The organism is Mesorhizobium sp. BR1-1-13 (genome assembly GCF_020165515.1).
In the GTDB taxonomy this organism is placed as follows: domain Bacteria; phylum Pseudomonadota; class Alphaproteobacteria; order Rhizobiales; family Rhizobiaceae; genus Mesorhizobium.
Genome location: NZ_JAIUIH010000005.1, coordinates 163,085 through 185,918 on the forward strand (window position 1 = coordinate 163,085; position 22,834 = coordinate 185,918).

General features: G+C 60.1%; 16 protein-coding genes and 1 pseudogene. 8 read left to right on the forward strand and 9 right to left on the reverse strand.

Annotated elements, in window-relative coordinates:
- Positions 1-8: 8 nt before the first annotated feature.
- The 4 genes and pseudogenes from LB533_RS14380 to LB533_RS14395 form a co-directional block, all read right to left on the reverse strand.
- Positions 9-251 (reverse strand): hypothetical protein, encoded by a 243-nt coding sequence (locus LB533_RS14380; RefSeq protein ID WP_224677447.1) that lies wholly within the window; start codon positions 249-251, stop codon positions 9-11.
- Positions 248-1,082 (reverse strand): annotated as a pseudogene (locus LB533_RS14385) (ATP-dependent DNA ligase). The gene LB533_RS14380 and the pseudogene LB533_RS14385 overlap by 4 nt, the downstream one beginning before the upstream one ends.
- A 513-nt stretch (positions 1,083-1,595) precedes the next feature.
- The gene (locus LB533_RS14390) at positions 1,596-1,778 is read right to left on the reverse strand and encodes a hypothetical protein (protein ID WP_224677448.1); all 183 of its coding nucleotides are present in this window, start codon (positions 1,776-1,778) and stop codon (positions 1,596-1,598) included.
- Positions 1,779-2,478: 700 nt separating this feature from the next.
- The gene (locus LB533_RS14395) at positions 2,479-2,835 is read right to left on the reverse strand and encodes a hypothetical protein (RefSeq protein WP_140640805.1); all 357 of its coding nucleotides are present in this window, start codon (positions 2,833-2,835) and stop codon (positions 2,479-2,481) included.
- A gap of 895 nt (positions 2,836-3,730) precedes the next feature.
- Between LB533_RS14395 and LB533_RS14400 the strand changes: the two genes are divergently transcribed.
- On the forward strand, positions 3,731-4,792 hold the full coding sequence (locus tag LB533_RS14400) for an aromatic ring-hydroxylating oxygenase subunit alpha (protein WP_224677449.1): 1,062 nt from the start codon (positions 3,731-3,733) through the stop codon (positions 4,790-4,792).
- Positions 4,793-5,425: 633 nt separating this feature from the next.
- Here the strand turns inward: LB533_RS14400 and LB533_RS14405 are convergent.
- The 3 genes from LB533_RS14405 to gcvA form a co-directional block, all read right to left on the reverse strand.
- Positions 5,426-7,270 carry a thiamine pyrophosphate-binding protein gene (locus tag LB533_RS14405; RefSeq protein WP_224677450.1) on the reverse strand — a complete coding sequence of 615 codons (1,845 nt, stop codon included), beginning with the start codon at positions 7,268-7,270 and terminating at the stop codon, positions 5,426-5,428.
- A 66-nt stretch (positions 7,271-7,336) separates the two neighbouring features.
- A complete protein-coding gene (locus LB533_RS14410; protein WP_224677451.1) occupies positions 7,337-8,806 on the reverse strand; it encodes an aldehyde dehydrogenase family protein in 1,470 nt (489 codons plus the stop codon).
- Between the two features lie 242 nt (positions 8,807-9,048).
- Positions 9,049-9,969: a transcriptional regulator GcvA gene (gene gcvA, locus LB533_RS14415; RefSeq protein WP_224677452.1), complete on the reverse strand. Its 921-nt coding sequence runs from the start codon at positions 9,967-9,969 to the stop codon at positions 9,049-9,051.
- Here gcvA and LB533_RS14420 point away from each other — a divergent pair.
- The 7 genes from LB533_RS14420 to LB533_RS14450 all read left to right on the forward strand — a co-directional run bounded on the left by LB533_RS14420 (position 9,959) and on the right by LB533_RS14450 (position 17,437).
- The gene (locus LB533_RS14420; RefSeq protein WP_224677453.1) at positions 9,959-10,573 is read left to right on the forward strand and encodes a helix-turn-helix domain-containing protein; all 615 of its coding nucleotides are present in this window, start codon (positions 9,959-9,961) and stop codon (positions 10,571-10,573) included. The two genes, gcvA and LB533_RS14420, sit on opposite strands and share 11 nt — an antisense overlap.
- Positions 10,570-11,538: an oxaloacetate decarboxylase gene (locus LB533_RS14425; protein ID WP_224677454.1), complete on the forward strand. Its 969-nt coding sequence runs from the start codon at positions 10,570-10,572 to the stop codon at positions 11,536-11,538. Before LB533_RS14420 ends, LB533_RS14425 begins: the two co-directional genes overlap by 4 nt.
- A gap of 48 nt (positions 11,539-11,586) precedes the next feature.
- A complete protein-coding gene (locus LB533_RS14430; RefSeq protein WP_411970887.1) occupies positions 11,587-12,618 on the forward strand; it encodes a TRAP transporter substrate-binding protein in 1,032 nt (343 codons plus the stop codon).
- Between the two features lie 16 nt (positions 12,619-12,634).
- A complete protein-coding gene (locus tag LB533_RS14435; protein WP_411970891.1) occupies positions 12,635-14,479 on the forward strand; it encodes a TRAP transporter large permease subunit in 1,845 nt (614 codons plus the stop codon).
- A gap of 1 nt (position 14,480) precedes the next feature.
- The gene (gene leuC / locus LB533_RS14440) at positions 14,481-15,953 is read left to right on the forward strand and encodes a 3-isopropylmalate dehydratase large subunit (RefSeq protein ID WP_318012499.1); all 1,473 of its coding nucleotides are present in this window, start codon (positions 14,481-14,483) and stop codon (positions 15,951-15,953) included.
- A 6-nt stretch (positions 15,954-15,959) separates the two neighbouring features.
- A complete protein-coding gene (gene leuD, locus LB533_RS14445; RefSeq protein WP_224677456.1) occupies positions 15,960-16,622 on the forward strand; it encodes a 3-isopropylmalate dehydratase small subunit in 663 nt (220 codons plus the stop codon).
- A 68-nt stretch (positions 16,623-16,690) separates the two neighbouring features.
- The gene (locus LB533_RS14450; RefSeq protein WP_263487514.1) at positions 16,691-17,437 is read left to right on the forward strand and encodes an SDR family oxidoreductase; all 747 of its coding nucleotides are present in this window, start codon (positions 16,691-16,693) and stop codon (positions 17,435-17,437) included.
- A 242-nt stretch (positions 17,438-17,679) separates the two neighbouring features.
- Here LB533_RS14450 and LB533_RS14455 read toward each other — a convergent pair whose 3' ends face one another.
- Both LB533_RS14455 and LB533_RS14460 read right to left on the reverse strand, forming a co-directional pair.
- The gene (locus LB533_RS14455; protein WP_224677458.1) at positions 17,680-21,150 is read right to left on the reverse strand and encodes an ATP-binding protein; all 3,471 of its coding nucleotides are present in this window, start codon (positions 21,148-21,150) and stop codon (positions 17,680-17,682) included.
- Complete coding sequence (locus LB533_RS14460; RefSeq protein ID WP_224677459.1) at positions 21,147-22,406, reverse strand: exonuclease SbcCD subunit D; 1,260 nt, start codon at positions 22,404-22,406, stop codon at positions 21,147-21,149. Before LB533_RS14460 ends, LB533_RS14455 begins: the two co-directional genes overlap by 4 nt.
- Positions 22,407-22,834: the final 428 nt, after the last annotated feature.

Genomic DNA, 22,834 nt, shown 5'->3' on the forward strand with positions numbered 1-22,834 from the left:
GCGAAACCTCAAATGTTATTGTGCGGGCGTGATGCGGATACTGCGTCTTCATCAGCCTCCGCTTCCATCGTGGTGGCAACGGGCTTTATCTCGCCCCCGATCGGCAAGCCGTCGTATCCCTGAAGCCAAGCTTCGGCATGCTCCTGCCAGAAGTCGGGCACGGCGCGTTCCTTGCCATCCTTGCGGGCCTGTGCGCCGTACATCGACGCGTAGGTGACGCGCTCCTGATCCTTCTTGGCTACGGCCATCATTCATCCTCTCGGTAGTCTAGCAGCTTCGCGTGGCGCAAATTCTCTTCGCCCTTCAGGAACTTCACCCTTCCGACCAGACCTGGCTTCAGCCATTCGGCCTTGTCCTTCTTATGCCCCTTTCGCACCGGCCCCCCAACCTTGCCCTGCACCCTGTCCCATAAAGCCTGTCGTTTGTCGGCTTGAAGGTGACGAAGGCGCCGCCGCGATAGTGGCCCTTATCGGCCATCAAGACCATGGCTGGCTTGCCCCGCTCTCGCTGCACGCCGATGATGTCCATGTCCTTGACGTCGTAGCACTTGATCTTGCGCCAGTTCATCGTCGGGCCGCTGCTGTAGTGCTGCCCTTCCGCTTCGAGACCATGCCTTCAAGGCCTGCCTGGTCGACCAGGTGGTAAACAGCGCCGCCGGTGCCGGGCAGCGCCTCGCTGAACTGTATCCTACCGCCGGTCGGGATCATCTCGTGCAAGATCTCGCGACGGTCTTCCAGCGGCATGTCGCGCAGATCGTGGCCGTTGATGTGCAACAGATCGAAGGCGACGAGATAGAGATCCTTCGGATTGCGGCCGGCGACGGCCGATTGCAGGGCGTGGAAATTGGACATGCCCGCTTCGTTGACTTTGATGGCTTCGCAATCGAGGATGAAGCTCCCCGCTTCGATCGCCGCAACGTCGCCGGCGAGACTGCGATACCGATCCGTCCAGTCGTACCCGTTCTTGGTGAAGAAGCGGATGCCGTCGACGTCTTTTATGACCTGGGTGCGGTACCCGTCGAATTTGACCTCATGGCTCCAGTCGCCGCCCTCTGGCGGGCGCTCGACGAGCTCGGGCTCCATAGGCTCGATGAACTTCAGCCTGCCCTCACCGGAAAGCTTAGGCAACTGAAAGACCCCACGCCACAGACGCGACTCAAGCCGCGACGCCCGATTCAGTTCCGGAACATTTTAGCTGAATTGAATGTTTGACCGGTTGAGGAGGTGCTCATGCTGATCAACTGTCCGCAATGCAAAGGCAAAGGCTTCTGGAGGCTCCCGGTCGAAGACATTGACGATCGCTACGACCTTGCGTTGGCGACCATGATCTATGCTGATGGGAAGCGTTGGCCCGGTATGTCGGAGGGACCGATTTGGAGAGTTCCCACAGGTGACCCCGTCACCTACGAATTCCCTTGCTTCAGGTGCCGCGGACTAGGCGAAATCGACCTGTGATAGCTGAAACGCAAAAACCCGCCGGCTGAGCCAGCGGAGCGCTGTATCGGGGGTCTTGTCACTTCTCGGGAAGCGCTCGGTGTGCCACCGGCGCCCAGCATCAAGGCATAGCCGAGGAGCAACCGGACAGTGCGTCGGAAGCTAACTGGCAGAGCCCTTTAGGTCTTTCCAAATCTTGGCTTCGCGAACCAGGGAATTCCAGTCGGGGCCGATGAGCTTGATCAGGCCACGCGCCTCTGCCTCGGAGATGCCCACCTCTTTAGCCAGGCGCCGGGCAAGGAACTGGATGCCCGGATCATCTTCGCGTCCGTCGCCGGTAGTCATCGGAGCCTCCTTTGGGATCCGAACTTGCCGGAGATGGTTTGGTTTCGTGGGCGATAAAAAAAGCCCCACCGTCGTCGAGACGGGCCTTGACCCGACAGTCGCTTGCCCCTGAGCCCTCGCCTCGTTCAAGATGTTCCTTGACAGCGAGATCAAGGAGGATCGCGAGAAGCAATATACGAACCGGGACAGGTGGCGGGCGGCCAGGCATGGCCGGTATAACAAATGTTAAGCTTGATTGTTCCGCACCGCCCCTGCAAAAAACCCCATCGGGCGGGGGAAATGCCGGTTGAGTGCGCCGTCAATACCTATGATAGACTGCCCGCTCGAACGCGCTACTTTGGCAGCAACGTTCGGGAGCGATACGATGTCACGCACTGAAGCCAAGCCCATCGACGCAGCATTGACCATTGCGGAACTGGCAGTCCCGAGTGAGCGGTTATCGCCGCGATCGAGCTTTACGGGCAGGATGCTGCGACCGCCGTCGCTTGGTGCGCTAGACGCGAATCTAGCTGGTCGAAACGCCGACTACCGCTTTTGGTGTCACGTCTTTCGAGAACTGACCGGCGCAAGCACGAAGCAATAAAAAAAGCCCCGCCGGCCGGAGCCAGCGGGGCATCTGCATGAAAGTGCCCAGTCTTAGCGGAATGGCGTTGGTCAACCGGCTAGGCGCCCCGAGACAAACGAGCCGTTCCAGAACCAACTACGGCGAGGCCGGCTGTGACGGTTGGGTACCTTGTTGATCGCCACCAGTGGTCGATTGGGGTGTTGGGTTCTTGTCCACCTTTGGGTTCTTATCGACCGGCTCGGCATTCATATTGTCGGTTTTGGACTTAACGGGATCGCTTTGCGCAGGATTCGGGCTGATGGATGCCGGCGCCTGACTATTCTCCTGTGGCGCGGGCTTCTCCTGTGTTGCCGGCGTCTTGGCCTGCTCGCCATAGATTTCAGCAATGCCCCACGCGATCATTGCCAATAGCAGTCCACAGAGCAAAACAGCGAGAGCCGGAAGTCCGCGCCCGCCCTGACGAGCTTTCTTTTCGGGGATATCATTGGTCATAGAAACACCATTCTGGAGAGAGGATGGCCCGCGCCAACTCGGGGGAAGCGCGGGCCGACCAGGATTGGGTCCTTGGTCGGCGACCCGGCCGCTGAAGCACCTGCCGCCGCTCGGCTAACAAGCCATTCCCGATGAAGTTCCGAAGGGACACGAAAAAGCCCGCCCCGGCGCGGGCCGAGGCGGGCAATTTGAGCCGACGCCGACGGAGGGCGGAGGGGGAGGCATCGGCCAGACGCCTAACCTCTCACGGCGCTGGTCGTTCCGGGTCGAATGAAAAAGCCCGCCACCCTTCGGCAGCGGGCGAGTGTCATAGAGGAATTGCACTGGATGGGAACAGTGCAAGGGCCGAAGCTCTTCAGCGCGATTATGTTCCACGAGGCTGTTTGTGCCGGCGCTAGAAGGCCGGCTAGGATGGCAGCAAGGGTCTGTGCTGGATCAAACCAGCGTCGGCCAACGAGCGGCGGCGGGTTGGTTGCGACTTAGAGCAGGCCGCCGATATGCGCCTTGTCCTTTGGCACCACAGCTGGGTTAAAATGTACGACCTCGCTCTTACCATCGCCATAAAGCTGAAGGGGAACTCGGGTGCCGCTGGGTCCGGACGCTTCTTTTTGGAGCTCTTGTCGGGTTTGGAAGATTGGCGAAAAAACTCCCGTGAGACATGCCCCAGCGATGGGATAACTGGGCGCTTTCCGTTGAACCATCGCTCGATTGAAACGATCTGCAATCTCGGCAAGTGACCATGAGCGGTATCGACGAATTGGAAATGAACCGCAACTCCAGCAAATCTGCGGTAGAGCAAAATTGCACGCCGGCTTACAGGCTGTGCGCAGCAGAGCCCATTCCCTTGCGATGTCGCCCCGCTTACGACAGGATGGCAGCAACTCGAGGTTAGCCTATGACGCCAGACACCTTGCGGCCCGACTACCTGCCACTTGATACTCCGCCCGTGCAATACCTGAACCTGGACCCTTCGCTTTATGTCCGCGATGATATCTGGCAGCAGGAACGGGGCAACATCTTCGCGCACACCTGGCAGTTCATGGGGCCGGTCGCCTCGGTCGCGACGTCCGGTCAATACCTTGCCATCGACATCGCCGGCACACCGATCTTCGCCATCCGGGGCCGGGACGGGACCTTGCGCGGATTTAAGAACGTCTGCCGCCACCGGGGGGCGAAACTTCTGGCCGACGGCGCGGGCAAATGTGGGCTGATCGTTTGTCCCTATCACAAATGGTCCTTCGCCGACACCGGACGGCTGGTGCAGGCCCCGTGGTATGGCAAGGATCCCGCGATCATCGCCGAAGACTGGCCGCTGGAGACGGTGCAGTTGGCCGAATGGCGCGGGCTGCTCTTCACGGCACTCGACCCGAAGGAAAGTCTTCTGGATCAACTTGGCTCTCTCCCCGCCGAACTGGCGGACGAGCCGTTGGAGACCTATGCCGCCACCGATCAGGCCACTGTCAGCTTTGCGGCGAACTGGAAGATCTACACCGACAATTTCGTCGAAGGCTACCACATCCCTGGCACACATCCCTCGTTCTACGCTGCCATCGACTTCGAAGCTTTCCAGACCTCCGCCCATCCCGGTTATGTCCGGATGACCGCACCGCCGAAAGACGGTCTGTTCTATCGCGGCAAATGGCTTTGGATGTGGCCGAACTGGACGCTGTCGCTTTTCGATGGCGGCATGAACGTTAGCCGGATCAACCCGACCTCACCGCATCACACAGACCAGCACTACCATTTCTTCTTTGCCGACACCTCTGCAGAAGCATCCGAGAGCAGGGCGAAATCTGTGCAAGGCACGCTGGCCGTGGTACGCGAGGACTACGCCATCTGCGCCGATACGCATCGCAACTATGCCGCAGGGGCCTATAGCTCCGGCCCGCTTTCGGGGCGGCATGAGCGGGGAGTGCAGTATTTCCAAGAACGGGTCGCTGCGGCACTGGGGCTGTGACCGCCCCTGGCGTCCTTGTCCGCCGGATAGTGCGCCGGCTTGCCGCCGGCACGAGAGCCCCCCGGCCATTCGAGGGTATAGGGCGGGCACGGAAAGACGAGTTATGAGCGTCGCGGCAATCGGAGCCCGCTCAATACGGAAAGCAGATCGGCGAACGCGGCTTTGACGATCAAGTTTAGCGGGCGCTCTTACCGGCCGGACCCTTGACGGCTGAACGGGAGCCGGAAGCGAACGTCCGGTTCCGGCGCGGCGGTGTAAGGGAGAGGTCATTCGGTTGCCGATCTCAAACACACGTAAGAAGCTAACTGCCACGCCGATCAAGAGGTCGCCCTACCCCAGAAAGATCGAAGGTGGCGGCGGTGGTGAACGAGGTTTCTTCGGTTGCCAGCCAACAGAAGGTTGGCGATATCAACGGTCAACAGCTGCACCCGCTTACGATCGGTGAGGCGTGCTTGCAAATGCGAAAGAGTCGTTCGTTGCGATCCCAGATCGAAACTGAACCTCTATTCGCCAGCATCAATTCGGCAACGGCTAGGCCGATTCCCTGTCCGCCGCCCGTGATGATCGCAGTTCGATTGTGGAAATCGTAGCCGTTCACGATGTCCTCGCTGGTGGATCCGTTGAGAGCATTTTTCAGCCTGCGGTTTTCTGCATGCTTTGAGTGGTGTTCGCGTCATATCCAGGCAACACCCGTGCATCCACGACTACAACTTGCCCCTTTTGAACAGCGGCGACAGCTTCCGCAAGGCAACGGCGAAGTTCGAGAAGATCCCTAGCTGGTCCAATACCGGTCGCGCCCTGGGCGCGCGCGACCATGGCGATATCGATGTCGGGATCGGCCATGCGCTGGCCAATCCATTTGTTGCCGACAACGCGGTCACGCTGGCGAGCCATGCGCTCTTGATGCAGCTCATCGTTGAAGAACGAGGTATTGTTCGCCACCACGATCATGACAGGGATGCGGTAGTGAACCGCAGTCCAGATCGCCGTGGAACCCATCATGAAGTCACCATCGCCGAACACGGCGACGGGAAGCCTTCCGCTGCCCCTCAAAGCGAGCGCCGCCCCGATTGCCATTCCTGGACCAGAGCCCAGGCCGGCACCACCGTCTATGCCCAGATAGTCGAGTGGATGCTCTATCTCCCACAGATGCCCTGCCCAGGACAGAGGACCGCGGATCAGGCAAACATCGTTGCCGTGCACGGCTTCGGCGAGCGCGGCGGCCAACAAGGGAATATCGACATGGGTCCCAATCTTGATCTGCTTGGGCATCTCCGGTAACGGCACGGCATATGTCCGCGCTGGCCAGGATGCCGCGGGGGCGACATTCAGGCGGGTCACCGCGTCAAGGATGAGGGAAGCCGTCGCATCGGCCTCGGTCAGGATGAGGATGTCGGCGGGCGGGAGGCCTTGATAGTCCATGCTCCAGCCATTGTGCACGTACTGATCGCCGGAAACCTGGATTACGGTGGCCGAGACCGCATCGCGCTGCCATGCGGATTTCAAGGTCCCTGCCAGATCGATCCAGTCGAGACTGAGAATGACGTCCGCCTCACGTAACAATGCGGCATTGGCGGGGCTCAAAAACGTGCCGGCCGGCGCACCATGCAGCCGATGTGTCGTCGGGAACGCAGCCGGCACCTTGATATCCGTCACAACGATGGCGCCTAATGCTTCCGCCAGTTGGACACGTTTGTCCCAAGCCGTCTCATCGCGGCCGACACGACCGGCAAGGATCACCGGGCGCTTGGCTTTGAGGAGGCGTTGCGCGACATCGTTGACCACCTCGACATTCGGCCCGCCAGACATCGCGGGCCCGAACCGTTTGACGTCGGGAATCGTTGGACGCTCGTCAAGCCGCAGCTCTTGCAGACCTGCATCGAGGCAGATGTAGGTTGGCCCCTTTGGATAGGTGCTCGTCATCTGAAAGGCGCGTAAAAAAGATTCGACCGCGGCCTGCGCCGAGGCCGGCTGGTCGTCCCATTTTGTGTAGGGCCGCACCAACGCGGCCTGGTCTTGCGCGGTGTGTATCCAGTCGATCCAGGGCCGCCTCTTTGCCGCGTCAACCGGGCCGGTGGCACCGACGAGCAGAAGTGGCGCCCGATCGCACCAAGCGTTGAAAACGGCCATTGTCGCATGCATCAGCCCCACATTGCTGTGCACGATCGCGGCCATTGGTTTTTCTGTAACCTTGGCCCAACCATGCGCGATTGCGACCGCGTGTTCCTCGTGCAGGCACAGCAGCATCTGTGGGTTTTCATTGCCGAGGTGGTTGACCAGACTGTCGTGCAAGCCACGAAAACTGGCGCCCGGGTTGAGCGCCACAAACGGGATGTCCAGGGCGCGCAGCATATCGGCGGCAACGTCGCTCCCCCACTCTCCGGTCGAAGCCGATGGCAAGGGCCGTTCCACGTCGAAAGGCCCGGCCGGTTCGTTGCGCGGCATCTCGCTTCGGGTGTTCGTTACATGATTGACCAATTTGCACCTCTTGGGCCGGCATGCGGCCATCTTGACGCGTCAATGCGAAGCCGCAGCTTGCAGCCTTCAGGCCGACAGTTTGACGTTGATGTTCTTGACTTGAGTACAGGCAACCATTTCTTCGAACGCCTCTTCCTTGCCGAAGCCCGATTGCTTGTAGCCGCCAAACGGAACGCCGACGTAATGGGTGCTGCTGTCATTGATCCAGAGGTAGCCCGCTTGAATCCGCGCCGCCATCCGATGCCCGCGCGCCAGATCCTGGGTGAAGATTGATGCCGTCAGCCCTTGCTCGACCGCGTTCGTACGGGCAATGACGTCATCCTCATCCGACCAACGCAAAATGCTGAGAACCGGCCCAAAGATTTCTTCCCGGGCGATCGTCATAGTGTCGGTGACGTCGGCAAAAATCGTCGGCTCGACAAAATAGCCGTCGCCAAGACCGGGGCCGACCGCTCGCTTCCCGCCGGTCAGTAGTCTGGCGCCTTCGTCCTTGCCGATCTCGATATACCGCATCGTCTTCTCGAATTGGCCACGGCTCGAAAGGCATCCCATCTCGGTTTCAGGATCGGTAGGAAGACCGAGTTTGATGCGCGACACGATCTGCGTCACCAGAGGCAGCACCGCGTCATGGATCGCATCATGGAGAAAGACGCGGCTTGTCGAACCGCACGACTGTCCCCCGACGGAGAAGAAGTTCATGCCTTTGACGACCGCTTTCGCGACCAGTTCAGGGTTTGCGTCCTCGCAGGCAATAAGCGCATTCTTCCCACCGAGTTCGAGGCTGAGGGCTTTCAAAGTACTGCTTGCGGCCTTCATGACAGCGCGGCCGGCGCCGATGCTTCCAATCAGGCCGATCTTGGCGACCTTCGGATTTTCCGTCAGCGCCACGCCGGCTTCCAGGCCGCCGGTCACCACATTGAAGACGCCTGGCGGAAAGACATCGCTCCAGATTTCGGCAAGGCGCAGCGTCGACAGCGGCGTCGTGTCGGCGGGCTTGACCACCAGCGTGTTCCCAGATGCCAAGGGGGCACCGGTTTTGCTGGCGGTGAAAAACAGCGGATGATTGAATGCACCCAGCCTTGCCACCACGCCGAGAGGCTCGCGCACGGTATAGTTCAGCACATCAGGCTGCAGCGGAATGGTGTGCCCCTTCAATTCCGAGGCCAGACCGGCAAAGTATTCCAGGTAGTCCGCACTCAACTCGACATCCACGATCATGGGCTTGATTGGATTGCCGCTGTCGAGCGCGTCGATATAGGCCAACTCCTCGGCATGGGCTCGCAGGACTGACGCCGCCTTGCGCACGAGCTTGGCGCGTTCACTGATCGGTGTATCCCGCCATGATGGAAACGCCGCGGCGGCAGCCTCGATTGCGTCATCGACGTCTTCGCGGGTTGCGTTTGCAACCACTCCAAGGTTCTCGCCGGTTGAAGGACTGGAAACCGTGATCGTTCCCTTTCCTCGAGCCTCATGCCAAGCACCTCCATAGAAAAGAGCGCGCTTGGCAGGTAATGGAAATTTGTGATTCGAGGGCATTTCTAAGGCTCCAATCGGTTCTTCAACAGTAGAGAATCTCGTCGGTATGCAACGAAATCCACTGTCTTACTTAGAAAATTCGACATGGATTAAACTGGAGTTGTTTCACTTCTTATATATTTTTCTCATCCATCAACTGAGACCCTAAAGGGTGTGACAGCCAACGGTTGTTCCTAGGCTCAGCCAGGAAAGCGGGATAGGATAAAATTGCGAAGAAGCAGCCGACGGGTCGTCCATGCAGGCTAATTGGGGAAGCGCTCCAGCACCTTGCGCGTCGACACGGCTTCGCTAGCGATCCATCTGCGAAAGGCCCGAACCTTGCGCAGCCGGGCGCGTTCGCGAGGGACCAGGAGATAGTATCCGGTCTCATCGACAAGGCGGCCGCCGACCGGCGCAATCAGTCGCCCACGCTCGAGTTCGTCCACCACAAAGGCGGCCTGGCCCAGCGCTATGCCGAAGCCTTTCTCGGCAGCCTCGTAGGTGAGGGATGCATTCTCCAGAACGATCTGTCGGTCAGCCGAGCGATCGACATCTGCGCCAACCATTTTGAACCAGCGCGGCCAGTCAAGCGGCCTCAGGACCGACTTCAGCAACACCTGCCCGACGATATCGGCCGATGCGTTAATGCGCGAGCGGCGGGCGAATTCCTCGGTGCAGACTGGGATCAGAATCTCGCTGAACAGCAACTCGCAATCCACCAGGTCCGAATGCGACAGACCGTATTGAAGGGCGACGTCGAAGACGTCCCGGTCGGGATCGAAAGCTTCATGGGACGTTGTAATCTGCACCGAGAATGCGGGGTAGGTCTCATGGAAGCGCTGCAGGCGGGGCATGAGCCAGCGGATCGCACAGGTCGGTGGCACCTTCACCTTCAGGACGGCGTCATCCACCACCGACATGCAGCTGGCAGTTGCCCTTGCTATGGCAGCCAGCGCGAGATGAATTTCGTGGCTGTATCGCTCCCCGTCCGGCGTTAGCGTGACCCGCTTGTGATGACGTGCGAAGAGCTTGAGGCCGAGTGTGTCCTCCAGATGCATCACATGACGGCTGATGGCGCCCTGCGTCACATACAATTCTTCACCTGCCTTCTTGAATGACAGATGCCGGGCAGCAGCCTCAAACGCTCTCAATGCATTGAGAGGCGGGAGATACATGGCGCTCATCCTCTTGAATGACTTTTCCTCATTCAACGCGCAGCAATTTTGCATTGTCAATAGCGAGGCGGTCGCCCTCAATCGCCACAACAAGGTGCACCGCGCATCCTTTCGGAAGCGCGGAGCGGAGGAGACGATTTTGGATCTGGACTTTCGAGGCGCCGAAGACGCGCTGTCGCATGGCGAGCTCACCCCCGCCTGCTTGCCCTGTTGCGAGCCGAGCCTGTCAAAGGCCGTCCGTGCCGCAATCGGGCACCTGACCCAGCATTACGCGCAACCCGTGACGCTTGAGGACCTTTCGTCCGTGACCAAGCTGAACGCCTACCAACTCATCCGAGCGTTCCGTCGTGAACTAGGCACAACCCCCCACGCCTGGCTGATAGGCCACAGGGTCAAAATCGGCACGGCGCTTCTGCATGCAGGTGAGAGCATTGCGACGGTTGCGTCAGAGGTCGGCTTTGTGGATCAGACGCATTTCACCCGCCACTTCAAACGCGTTCACGGAGAAACCCCGGCACGGTTCCTGGTTGCTCGCGGTTGCCGCAAGTCCGACCCGGCAAGCAATGGTCGGGCTCTTCGTCACGCCACCGAATTCGAGATGGCAAGACCATGACCGGCGCCTGTTCAGAAACGAAAACGCCAATCCTTTCCCCCGGCAGGGGGGACATCGCGACGGGTACGCCCGGCGCGCGACTGCGCAGGGCACATGCAGCCGGCAAGCCGATGGTGAGCCCCCTGGCGCATGATGCATTGTCCGCCAGGCTCATTGAACGGGCGGGCTTCCAGGCATTCAACATCGGCGGATCATCTTTGCTCGCGGCCAACTACGCGCTGCCGGATCTCGGCCTGGCCGGACTGGGGGAAATGGCGGCAGCGATGGGACCCGTCATCGCCGCGGCCGAAATTCCGGCGCTGGTTGACGCCGATGATGGTTATGGCGACGCAAAGGCCGTTGTGCGCACGGTTCGCGCGATCGAGCACATGGGGGCCGGCGGATTTCTGATTGAGGATCAGGATCGCATTGTCAAGCAACCAGAGGCGAACGCCGCACGAAGTGTCGCGACGGTGGAGGCCTTCATCGCGAAGCTTAAGGCAGCGCTCGACACGCGCCTGGATCCGGATTTGGTTGTGATTGCCCGTACGGATGCACTGGGAGCGCACGGCCTAGCCGAGGCAATCCACCGCGGCGAGAAAAGCCTTGAGGCAGGGGCGGATGGCGTCTTCGTCGCCGGCCTTAAGACGCTCGACGAGTACCGGCAAGTCGGCGCGGCATTTCGGGGCGGCTGGAATGCGGTTGCTGTCTTCGAAAGCCCGGATATGCCTGCCCTCACGCCCCAGGCTTTCTTCGACCTCGGATTTTCTCAGGTGGTCTACCCTGCTGCCCTCATCCAAAGGGTGGTGCGGACGATTGAACTGACCCTTCAAAAAATGCTTGGACTGGCAAGAGGCGACAGGCAGGCGCTTGCCGACACGCTTGAAGAGCTGTCGCCGCAGGGGTTTCGAGCGGCGGTTGACCTCGCGGGATGGCAAGCAATCGAAGCCCGTTACGCGGAAGGCGGAGAGCGGCAGACAGGCTGACATTTTGAGACTAAGCCACACAACGAGTCTATTGAATGGGAGGAACTTATGACTTTTCTGACATCGAAGATCACCCGCAGATCGGCAATGGCCTACGGGCTCGCCGGAACTGCCATGTTGGCAGCGCCAGGTCTTGTGCGTCGTGCACAGGCAGCGGAATTCACCTACAAATTTGGCCACGGCTTCCCACTGACGCACCCCTTTCATATTTTCCTGAAATCGGCCGCCGACAAGATCCGCGAGAGTTCGGGCGGCCGTTTCGAACTGCAGATCTTCGGCAACAATCAGCTTGGCGGCGATACGCAAATGCTCTCGCAAGTGCGCGCCAACGCAATCCAGTTTTTCGAGGGCGGCGGGATCATCTTGTCGATCCTGGTGCCCGAGGCTTCGCTCAGCGGGATGGGTTTTGCATTCTCCGATTACGACAAGGTGTGGGCCGCCCTCGACGGCGATGTCGGCGCCTATATCAGGAGCGGGTTCGAGAAGCTTGAACTGCACCCTTTCGAGAAGATGTGGGACAATGGCTTTCGTCAGATCAGCACGAGCACAGGACCGATCAATTCACCCGATGATCTGCAGGGCCTGAAACTGCGTGTTCCGCCGGGGCAACTCTACACCTCCCTGTTCCAGTCACTTGGAGCAGCGCCAACAAGCATCAATCTCGCCGAAACATATTCCGCGCTTCAGACCAAGATCGTGTCCGGGCAGGAGAATCCGCTGGTGGTGTTCAACACGGCGAAATATTTCGAAGTGCAGAAGTTCCTCTCGCTCACCTCGCATGTGTGGGACGGCGTGTGGCTCTTTGCAAATGGCAAGGCCTGGGCTGCGCTGCCGCAGGACCTGCACAAAATCGTTGCCGATGGTTTGAACGAGGCTGGTGTCGAACAGCGCGCCAAGATCGCCGCCACCAACAAATCCCTGGAGACGGACCTTGTCGCCAAGGGCATCACCTTCAACAAGCCCGACCCTGCCCCTTTCCGGGACAAATTACGGGCGGCTGGCTTCTACAAGGACTGGGCAACGCGATATACGCCGGAAGGTTGGGCGGCGCTCGAAAAATACGTCGGCAAGCTGACCTGAGGAATCGAGGGTGACCGTGGCTCATTCGTCCCTGCCAGTCACGACGCAGGGAACTCGTGGCAGGCCCTGGCTGCGTTGCCTTGAAGGCGTCGCCGCCGCCCTCGTCATTCTCGACATCGCCGTGCTGTTTGCCGGCGTTGTCGCGCGCTATGTGTTCGATCGGCCGCTCATCTGGTCGGACGAGCTTGCCGCCGCGCTTTTCCTCTGGCTGGGCATGCTGGGCGCCGTGCTGGCACTCAGCCGTGATGAGCATATGCGGCTTTCGGTCTTTCTGCAGCATTTCAAACCAGGAATGCGGCGCGTCGTCGACGCCATCGCATCATTGATGGTGGTGATCTTCGTTGTGGAGATCGTGGGCCCAGCCTACAACTATGTAGTTGACCAGTGGATGATCATCACGCCTGGTCTGAACATTCCCGACAGCTACCGCGTCGCGTCGATCTTGGCCGGTGCGGTACTGCTGAGCATCGTTGCGCTCCAGTCGCTTTTTAGGAAATCAAAGTGGCGTGATATTGCGATCGCCGTTGCCATCGTGGCCGTCATCAGCGCCCTGCTGGTGGTGATCTCACCGTCTCTTGTCGCGATCGGCAATTGGAACCTGCCCATCTTTTTTGCGGTCATCGTAGGCGCTCTCGTCGTCATTGGCGTTCCGATCGCATTCGCATTCGGGGTGACCACACTTTCCTACATCGTGCTGACAACCGACGTGCCGCTCTTCATCCTCGTCAACCAGATGGACCACGGCATGTCGAGCCTGATCCTGCTGGCGATACCCCTGTTTATCTTTCTTGGCCTTCTCGTCGACGTCACCGGCATGGCTGCCGCACTCGTCAATTTCCTGGCAACGCTGGTCGGACATTTCCGTGGTGGTTTGTCATATGTCCTGCTCGGAGCAATGTATCTGGTCTCCGGGATTTCGGGGGCAAAGGCGGCTGACATGGCGGCCATTGCGCCAGTGCTGCTGCCGGAAATGAAAAAGCGCGGCTACGAGCAAGGCGAGACGGTGGCGTTGCTCGCGTCATCATCGGCAATGTCAGAAACCATCCCGCCCAGCCTGATCCTGATTACGATCGGATCGGTAACGGGTGTCTCGATAGCCGCACTCTTTATTGGCGGCCTGCTGCCAGCTGCCGTCGGCGCAATCGCGCTTGGTATTGCTGCCTATTTTCGCACTCGGGGTAATGACAGGGGACAGACGGAACGCGCCAAAGCCGCCGTGATCCTAAAGGCTTTCCTCGTTGCCTTGCCGGCACTGGTGCTGCCCCTCGTCATACGCTTCTCGGTCGTGGAGGGCGTGGCAACCGCGACGGAGGTTTCCACCGTCGGCGTAGTCTATGTATTGATCGTCGGGCCGATCTTCTACAATCGGCTGAAGTGGTGGCAATTGTATCCTCTCCTGGTGGAGACGGCCGCACTTTCAGGGGCGATCCTGTTGATCATCGGGACCGCTACCGGAATGGGATGGGCCCTAACCCAGTCCGGTTTTGCCAGTGTTCTGGTCGATGTCATGTCCAGCCTTCCCGGCGGGAAGTTCACCTTCATGGCGCTATCAATTGTCCTGTTCGCCGTACTGGGCAGCCTTCTCGAGGGTATCCCGGCGGTCGTGCTCTTCGGGCCGCTGTTGTTTCCCGTCGCCGCGGCGGTCGGCATAGACGAGGTCCACTATGCCATGGTCGTTATCCTGGCCATGGGGCTCGGACTGTTCTCGCCGCCCTTCGGGATTGGATTCTATATCTCGTGCGCCATCGGCAAGATCCAGCCGGAAGAAGCAATGGGGCGGGTTTGGCCCTATCTCGGGACTCTGTTGCTGGCACTCATCCTGATTGCCGCCGTGCCCTGGATATCGACGGTCTTCCTTTAGCTTGGTTCGCCACATCCGCGACGCTCCGAAACTGGATCAGAAAGAAATGCAGGATCAACCCAACCGCACGGACGGTCGTGCGTCGACGGTCTTTGACAAGATCTGGGGCGCCCATCGCATCGCTACCGTTGAAGACGGCCGCGATCTGATTTTTGTCGATCGCCACATTCTGCAGGAGACGACAAGTGCCCAGGCTTTTGAAGGCTTGCGCCGGGCGGGTCGTAGCGTCCGCTATCCAGGCCTGACAATCGCCACGCAGGATCATATCGTTTCGACCAAGCCCGGCCGCACGGATCACAGCTACGCTGAGGGTGTCGAACTCCTTGATCTGATGCGCGTGAACTCCTCTGCAAACGGAATTCGACATTTTGGCGTCGAGGACAAGCGGCAAGGGATTGTCCATGTGATCGGCCCTGAACTCGGCCTGGCCTTACCCGGTTGCGTGCTGGCGTGCGGAGACAGCCACACATCGACTGTCGGCGGTCTGGGGGCGATCGGCATCGGCGTCGGGACAAGTGAAGTCGAGCATGTTCTCGCAACGCAGTCCCTGGTGCTCGAGCGTCCGCGCAACATGCGGATAAACTTCGACGGAACGATCGGTAGAGGTGTCACGGCAAAGGATCTTATCCTTGCCGTGATCGGAAAATTTGGCATCGCCGCTGGGCGGCGCAGTGCCGTTGAATATGCCGGCGACGCAATTCGCAAGCTTTCGGTGGAGGCGCGCCTTACGCTGTGCAACATGTCCATAGAGTTTGGCGCACGATTAGGGCTGGTCGCTCCCGACGACAAGACGTTCGCTTATGTGGAGAACAAGGAGTTCGCCCCAAAAGGGAAGATGTTCGAGCGCGCAGTGACGGCGTGGCAAAAGCTCTCGACTGACGCGGGCGCATTCTTCGACCGGGAGCTCACTGTCGATTGCGCCAGGATTGCACCACAGGTAACGTGGGGCACCACGCCGCAGGACGTCGCAGGGGTTGACGAACGCCTTCCCTATCCTTCGAGTTTTGCAGATGCGCAGCGCCAAGAACTTGTTGCGGCATCTTTGCGCTATATGGGCCTCGTACCAGGCATGCCGCTTGAGGGCATTCCCGTCGACATTGCCTTTATCGGATCTTGCACCAATGCCCGGATTGAGGACCTGGAGGAAGCTGCTTCCTTCGCCAGAGGCAAGCGTGTAGCCGCTAGCGTGCGAGCATTGGTTGTACCCGGATCGACAGCTGTCAAGGCCGAGGCCGAACGACGCGGCCTTGACAAGGTTTTTCTCGATGCAGGGTTTGAGTGGCGTTCAGCGGGCTGTTCCATGTGCGTCAGCATCAACGACGATATCGTCCCGCCAGGCTCGCGTTGCATCGCCACCTCAAACCGGAATTTCGAGAACAGGCAGGGCCCCAGCAGCAGGACGCACCTTGCCAGCCCGGCAATGGTCGCGGCCGCTGCCGTCTCAGGCCACATTGCTGATATCCGGAAGGAATAGGAGCCAATGCGCGAAGCGGTTTCAAGGGTCGATGGTGTAATGGCCATCATGCGGGAGTCAAACATCAACACCGATGCGATCATTCCATCAAAGTGGCTGAGATCGGCCAATCCGGATTTCGGCCAAGGCTTGTTTGGCAACCTTCGCTATGACGAGGATGGACGGGAACGGCCCGAATTCATTCTGAACAGGCCAGGCTATCGGAACGCGTCAATTCTTTTGTGCGGGGAGAATTTCGGATGTGGGTCATCGCGCGAGGCGGCGGTCTGGGCGCTCGTGCAATTTGGAATACGCTGCGTGTTGGCGCCCAGCTTTGCCGACATCTTTTATGAAAATGCGTTTCGCAACGGATTGATACCTGGACTGATCGACCACTCAACCCTGGAGGAACTGGCCGGCGCTGACCCTGTTGCCGCTCAGGCGACGTTTCATGTAGACCTCGGTGAGCTCGAGATTGCCGCATCCGATGGCACCCGTCATCCTTTCCGAATACCACCCTTGCGTGCTCGCGCATTGATGATGGGCTACGACGAAATCGACATGACCATGCGACACGCCCCAGAGATCGAGACGTATCTCAGGAGAAGCAAACACGAAAACAACTGGCTCTTCCCAGACAGTCTCGGTCTGGACGTTGCCATAGCCTCTGTGGATCCGCCCGAAGCCTGAACGATCCGTCGACTCGTTCGAAATTGATGGGGATGGAAATGGACCTTGGTCTGCAAGACAAGATTGCCTTGGTCTCGGGCGGCTCGAAAGGCATCGGGTTCGCTTGCGCAAAGCTGCTTGCGGCAGAGGGCGCCAAGGTCGTCATATGCTCACGGTCACAGGCCAACCTGGACGCAGCACTGCCGAACCTCCCGGGCGCCACAGCCATTGCTGCCGATCTTCGCTCTGGCGGGGAGGCGCGCCGGATAGCCGACAAAGTCTGGGACGAAGTCGGGCCGATCGACATCCTTGTGAACAGCGCTGGCGCCGCCAAGCGAACACCGCCGCAGGACCTCGACGCTCAGGCGTGGCGAACAGCGATGGATGACAAATATTTCCCCTACATGAATCTCATCGATCCCACCCTGAAAAAGATGGCGGCGAGACGGACAGGCGTCATCATCAATATCATCGGTGCCGGCGGCAAGGTCGCGTCTCCAACCCATCTGCCCGGCGGAGCCGCAAATGCGGCTCTCATGCTGGCAACAGTGGGCCTTGCAAATGCCTATGCGGCGCAAGGTGTACGCATAGTCGGCCTGAACCCTGGACTGACGCAAACGGAACGGGTCGACGAAGGCATGAAGGCAGTTGCGGTGAGCCAAGCGATCGATGAGGCTGAAGCGCTGCGACGCGCCACGGACGCCATCCCAATCGGCCGCCTTGCCGCCCCCGTCGAAGTGGCCTCGGTTGTGGGCTTCCTCTGCTCCTCGAAAGCCAGCTACGTCACCGGAGTGGTCATCAACATGGATGGCGCGGCGATACCGATGGTCGTATGAATTTCGTTACCGCAATGTTTGGTTGGACCAAGGTTGATATCTCGGCGCCCGTCTGGAACCGCAGAGAGGCCGTTACGCCCCAATAATGATCTGGACCGGCTTGATGCAAACGCAATGCAATCGGACGGCCGCTATTGGGCGGTAATGAAGACACTCTGATGGTCCGGAATGGGGCGCGAAGCGGTCGTTGACAATGCGGCTTGCCTCGCGAGAACGGGCCAACGACAACGACGCCGCGTAAATCATCCAAGCTCATGGATCGCGACGTTGGGGATGACGGCCCTGGCGATGTCGCATAGGTGTTGGTGATGGGTGAGATAGATCACCTGGCCGACGCTGGCCATCTCGCCGAACAACCGGAAAACTTCCTCCGACCGGAGATGATCGAACGTTTCCATGATGTCGTCGGCGATGAACGGAACAGCCGGCCTGAGCTTGGCAAACTCGTAATATCCGGCGAGGCGTAGAGCCAGGTAGAGTTGGAAGCGCGCGCCTTTCGAAAGAGCGTCTGCGACCTTCGATTGGCCATCCCGCTGTGTCGCGATGAGGACCTCGCCGCCCCTTACCGGCTGGGTCGTCAAGCCTGTGTACTGGCCCCGCGTGATCAGTGCGAAGGCGTCGGAGGCCTCGCTCATCATTCCGGAGCGGTGACGTTCGCGATAGACGCGAAGCGCGCTCGACGCCGACATCACCCCAAGCTTCAATTCGATGTAGCGGACGGCCTTTTCCTCGATTTCGAGAAGGACGGTGCGACGATCGGCATCGATTCGCGCCACTGCGCTGTCGCCGCCGATCGCATCGAGCTTGTCGGTCGCCCGGGTTCGCCGGACGAGTTGCTGTTGCAGTGATTCATCGAGGTCGGCGAGGCGCCGCTCGACCTCGGCCTTTTCAATTGCGAGCCCATCGAGATCGAGGCCCTCCAGCAACGACTGCGCCTGGATGAAGTCGCCGAGGGCGAGCTCGCTCGTCAATCGTTCTTGAAGCTCGGCCACGGCACTCTGCAGGCCGTCTCGCTCGCGAAGCTGTTCATCGCGCTCCACGACCTCCGGCAGAGTTTTCACCCCAAAAGCATCGAGCACTTCCTGTTTTGTGGTCTCGTGTGCCGCGGCCTCAGTATTCAGTGCCTCTCGAACGTCCTGTAATTTTTGAACGTCAAGGAGGAGATTTGCCCTCGCCTCACGGGCACGCTCGCCTTGCTCCAGACGTTCTGTCAGCCTGACGCTCACCTGTTCTGGCGCGTCGTCGCTTGCACGCTCGCCGGCCTGCGCACCAAGGCGGGCCACCTCTTCAACAAATGCAGTCCTATCCGCCTCCATCTTGCGGATGCGGATACGCATGGCCTCACGATCTTGCAGTGCCTTGGACAGCTCCGACAACTGATCGAGCACGCTGCCAAGCCCAGCCCCGGCAATGCCTTCTTCGAGCCAGGTGCCCTTTAGCGTTTCCTTGACCTCGGCCTGCCATGCACCCTCTCGCCGCTCGGCAATTTCAACAGCGAGCCGTCTGGCGGCCAGCTCCTCTTCTTTCGCGACGACGCTCCTCAGCGCTTCCGCGCGTTCCGCGTCGACCTTCGCCTGCCTATCCAGAAAGCGGTCGGCGGCGACCACCATTGCCCCCAGGGCCTCACCGACTTCCGGCTGAATTCCTACGCTTTGAAGCGCCGAGGGCAATCCGAGTTGGACCCGCTCTCCTTCGGCTGTTGCGCGTTCGACCTTTGCGCGTGCGAGCAGGATGTCACCCCAAGCGCCAAGCGCGTCAGCACGCGCTGAAAGGCGCTCCTCCAGGAGTCCGATCAAGAGGTCGAGCGACTTCGCCTGGCAATCCTCAAGCAACGCGCTTGCAATTTGCTTGATTTCAGCTGACGCCATTTCCGCGCGCTTTTCCACCTCGGCGAGTTGGCAGCGTACGCGCTCTATGGCGGCTTCGGTCTCGGCCGCCTTTTGCTTGATTGCGCGCAGATCCGCCAGCTCGCCCGCATGGGCCAACCGAGCCGCGCCGACATCATCGTCCTTGGCCAATGCAGCGGCAAACACGTCTGCGGTTTCAGCCTTGAGGTCCGACCGGTGATTTCGCCACGCCTCATCTCTTTCACGTCGCATGACTGCCGCTTTGTCATCGTCGGCGAGATCGACCGAGGCGCGGACAGCAGCCAGGCGTGACGAAGCAGATACCCGGCTTTGTTCATGTTCAGCCAAGCGCTCGGCGAAGACTGCCTTGTCCCTTTGAAGGTCCGCGGCCAGTGTTTTCCACGCAGCCATCTGCATTGGTCGCGGAACCGATGTCTTCGAAAGTGCGTCCGCATCTCCCGACCACGGCTGGAGGCGCCGCATCGCATCCGCCAGCCTTGCTTGCCGCTCGTCCTCCAAGGCGCGCGCCTCTCTTATCTCCCGTGTGTGACTGCTGGCCCTCGCCTCGGACACGGCTGCCATCAGCCTGGCTCTTGCGGGCTCGGGCACCGCCCTCTCCTCGCCAACGCGACCTCGTGCAGCGTTGAGCCCGTCGAGCGCGGCAGCGGCTTCGTCGCGGGCCATCCGCAAGCTCGTCGTGATGCCAGAGCGTTGCTCAACCATGTTGCGAAGCGTGCCGACCACAAAGGCCGGCAGGATGAGCCGGGACGGGTCCTGTTCGGCCGACCTTCCAAGCGCGGCGAGACAGGTCGCCATCACCTGGTCAAGCATCTGGACTTCCATTTTGCGGGTCGGCAGATCCATGCCCGCGGCCACATAGCGCGCCTTGCGTTCGGCGAGACCTCGCAGCTGTTCGGAGATCGCCAGCACAGCCTCGTCGACATCGATTGCGTCGATCTTTGCCTTCGCCCGATCGATCTCATCGGCATTCGCCTGGAGACGGGTTCTCAGCCGCGCGTCCTGATCGATCAATTCTGTGACGCTGCCACTCCAGGTCCTGGGAGGAGACGGGATGTCAGGCAGCTCAGCTAGTCTGCTCGCCTTGCGTTTGATTTCGACCAGGAGCGGAGCGGCGCGCACATATCGGTCGATTGTAGCCAGACGCGCCGACAACACTGAGCGTTCAGCGAGGCTGCGATCATACTTGTCCTGGGCTTCCCCCCGTTCCGCCTCGAGCGCCTCGAATGTCGAGGCCAGGGTGTCGATCGTCTCCTTGTGTGACTTGAGTTCGGCGAACCGCTTCTTCAGCAGCGCGATTTCGGTGGTCTGGGCCTGTTTCCGGTGAAGCCCATCTGCCTCCGTCTCCAGTGCGGCCAAGACATCGCTCGCATGACCAAGCCCGGCGCTGGCGGTGAAAAGGAGCTTGCCGAGATCACCACGCGATTCAAGGATGGCCTTGCCCCCTGCTTCCAGGGTCTCGTCATCCAGTGAGAACATGCTGCTGTAGGCTTCGCGGGACAAGCCGGCGAGGTGAGCCGAAATGGCAATCTCGCTCAGCGGCTGGCCTTCGGTGTCATGCAATGAGTTGCTGCGGCTTTTGGTTCGGGAAACTTTTAGCCCCCGCCCCTCGAATTCGAGCACCCCGCCGATGCGCATGGAGCTGTATTCGTGCAGGAAATTGTAGCGGCTGCGCTCCTCGATGCCGAATAGCAGATCAAGATATGCGGACAGCGCCGTCGATTTGCCAGCCTCGTTCAAACCGAACACGATATGAAGATCAGGGCCGGATAGCGGCTTCTCTCCAAAGTCGATCGCCTTATCGGTGAACTTCCCGTAGCGCGTGAGATCGAGGCGCCGCAATCTCATCGCGTCGCACCTGCCTTGAGCCTCGCGGCGACCAGGTCGACACTTCCGGCAAGCACATCGTCGAGAAACCGGTCAAGCGCCGCTTCGTCCTTGCCGGCGAAGCCACGCGCATCGGGCGGCAGGTCCGCGATCGTCTTCAACACGAATTCCCGCGCTTCGGACCGAAATGACGCTGACACCGCATTGGCGCGCATCGACTGCGCGAGCTCCAGGGTGGGATCTGCGACGCTTTCCAGATCTCCGACGCCAGGAGCAGAAAGAGCAAGGTCCACTTTCTCCACCCAGCTATTGCCTACCTGCTCCGCTGCCTGCTCGGCCTCTGCGACAGCCAAGTCCCTGTCGCGGATCAGTGACCATGAAAGCGTGGAAGTACCGATCAGGCCAAGACGGGCAACAAGGTAGCGGGATCTGGTACCCTCCCGGGTTTGCTGCAGCCCTTCTCGGATGCGGGCGATGGTCTCGCTCCATTCCGACACCCCAGTTAAATCGACGCTCACCCGCTCGAACTGCGCCACACTGGTGAGCCTCTCCTCGATCTCGACGGAGCGATCGTCGCGAATGGTGACCAGCGTGACCGATTTCTCACCCGCCTCATTGATGTCCCTCCCCTGAGGGATCCCTGGCATCACAAGCGTACTTGCACCGGAATACACTTGGCGAACGTGAATGTGGCCAAGCGCCCAATAGTCAAAGCCGTGGCCGTGCAGATCGACTACACTGCAAGGGGCATAGACGTCATGGCCTGGGGAGCCGGCCAGGCTCGTATGCATGATGCCGATGTTCGCAGCTCCCTCCTGCGGGCCGGCATATTTGGGCAGCAGGCTTTCGGGCGCCTTGGGGCTGGCGAAGCTCAGCCCATGGAACGCGACGTCTATGCCAGAGCCAGGCTGGATTACGGATTGGGCGCGGCCGCCAAAAGTGGTCACCGTGTCCGGCAGTACGAGCTGCTTCGTAATTCGCGACATGGCGTCGTGGTTGCCGCGGATCATGTAGACCCTGACGCCGGCCTGGTGCAGGCGCGTCATCTGCGAGGCCAGAAAGCGCGCCGTCTTCATCGAGGTCTGGTCGCCATCGTAAAGATCGCCGGCAACAACGAGAGCGTCGACACGCTCCTCCAGGCACAGATCCACGATCGCGGTGAATGCCTGGCGGCTGGCATCCCCGACGAGCTCGGCAAGCTCGGGACTGCGCAGCGCAAGTGAGCGCAAAGGGGAATCGAGATGGATGTCGGCCGTATGAACAAATCGAAATGCCATTGCAGGCGCTCTCCCGGCTGGAACCGAAGCTCAGGCCAATTCTGTTGAAGTCCAGTTCGCCCAAACCACAGCGACCAGGTCAAAGCCTCGGTAGCAAAACCCGACAGCGTTGGGCAACGGAGGGGATCCAGATATGATGGCCCATGATCCTCGGCAAGGCGGGAAGGACAAATCGAAGTCCTCGGAGAAACGGCGGATGATGCCAAATAATTCGAGCGCGGCGTTCCCGCCCTGCAGACCGTGCTGCCTTGCGGCGTTTTATTTGACAGTGCCCATTCGCCATGATGCACATCGTCGAGACTGAAAACCGCGGCACATTTAACATTCAGACGCGCAAAATAGCAGACGCTATCCCAAAGACCTCCGAGACCCGATCGGATGCGCCGGATCGAATGCTCTCAAGGCGACGGCGTGCTGAGGTGAGTCTT

What these genes read in the sequence shown, in the direction of transcription:
- gcvA (WP_224677452.1), bottom strand. Translation starts at nt 9,969, where the DNA reads ATGAGCGCCATGTATCTCCCGCCTCTCAATGCATTGAGAGCGTTTGAG.
- LB533_RS14380 (WP_224677447.1), bottom strand. Translation starts at nt 251, where the DNA reads ATGATGGCCGTAGCCAAGAAGGATCAGGAGCGCGTCACCTACGCGTCG.
- LB533_RS14455 (WP_224677458.1), bottom strand. Translation starts at nt 21,150, where the DNA reads ATGAGATTGCGGCGCCTCGATCTCACGCGCTACGGGAAGTTCACCGAT.
- LB533_RS14425 (WP_224677454.1), top strand. Translation starts at nt 10,570, where the DNA reads ATGACCGGCGCCTGTTCAGAAACGAAAACGCCAATCCTTTCCCCCGGC.
- LB533_RS14410 (WP_224677451.1), bottom strand. Translation starts at nt 8,806, where the DNA reads ATGCCCTCGAATCACAAATTTCCATTACCTGCCAAGCGCGCTCTTTTC.
- LB533_RS14420 (WP_224677453.1), top strand. Translation starts at nt 9,959, where the DNA reads ATGGCGCTCATCCTCTTGAATGACTTTTCCTCATTCAACGCGCAGCAA.
- LB533_RS14430 (WP_411970887.1), top strand. Translation starts at nt 11,587, where the DNA reads ATGACTTTTCTGACATCGAAGATCACCCGCAGATCGGCAATGGCCTAC.
- LB533_RS14395 (WP_140640805.1), bottom strand. Translation starts at nt 2,835, where the DNA reads ATGACCAATGATATCCCCGAAAAGAAAGCTCGTCAGGGCGGGCGCGGA.
- LB533_RS14390 (WP_224677448.1), bottom strand. Translation starts at nt 1,778, where the DNA reads ATGACTACCGGCGACGGACGCGAAGATGATCCGGGCATCCAGTTCCTT.
- LB533_RS14400 (WP_224677449.1), top strand. Translation starts at nt 3,731, where the DNA reads ATGACGCCAGACACCTTGCGGCCCGACTACCTGCCACTTGATACTCCG.
- leuD (WP_224677456.1), top strand. Translation starts at nt 15,960, where the DNA reads ATGCGCGAAGCGGTTTCAAGGGTCGATGGTGTAATGGCCATCATGCGG.
- LB533_RS14460 (WP_224677459.1), bottom strand. Translation starts at nt 22,406, where the DNA reads ATGGCATTTCGATTTGTTCATACGGCCGACATCCATCTCGATTCCCCT.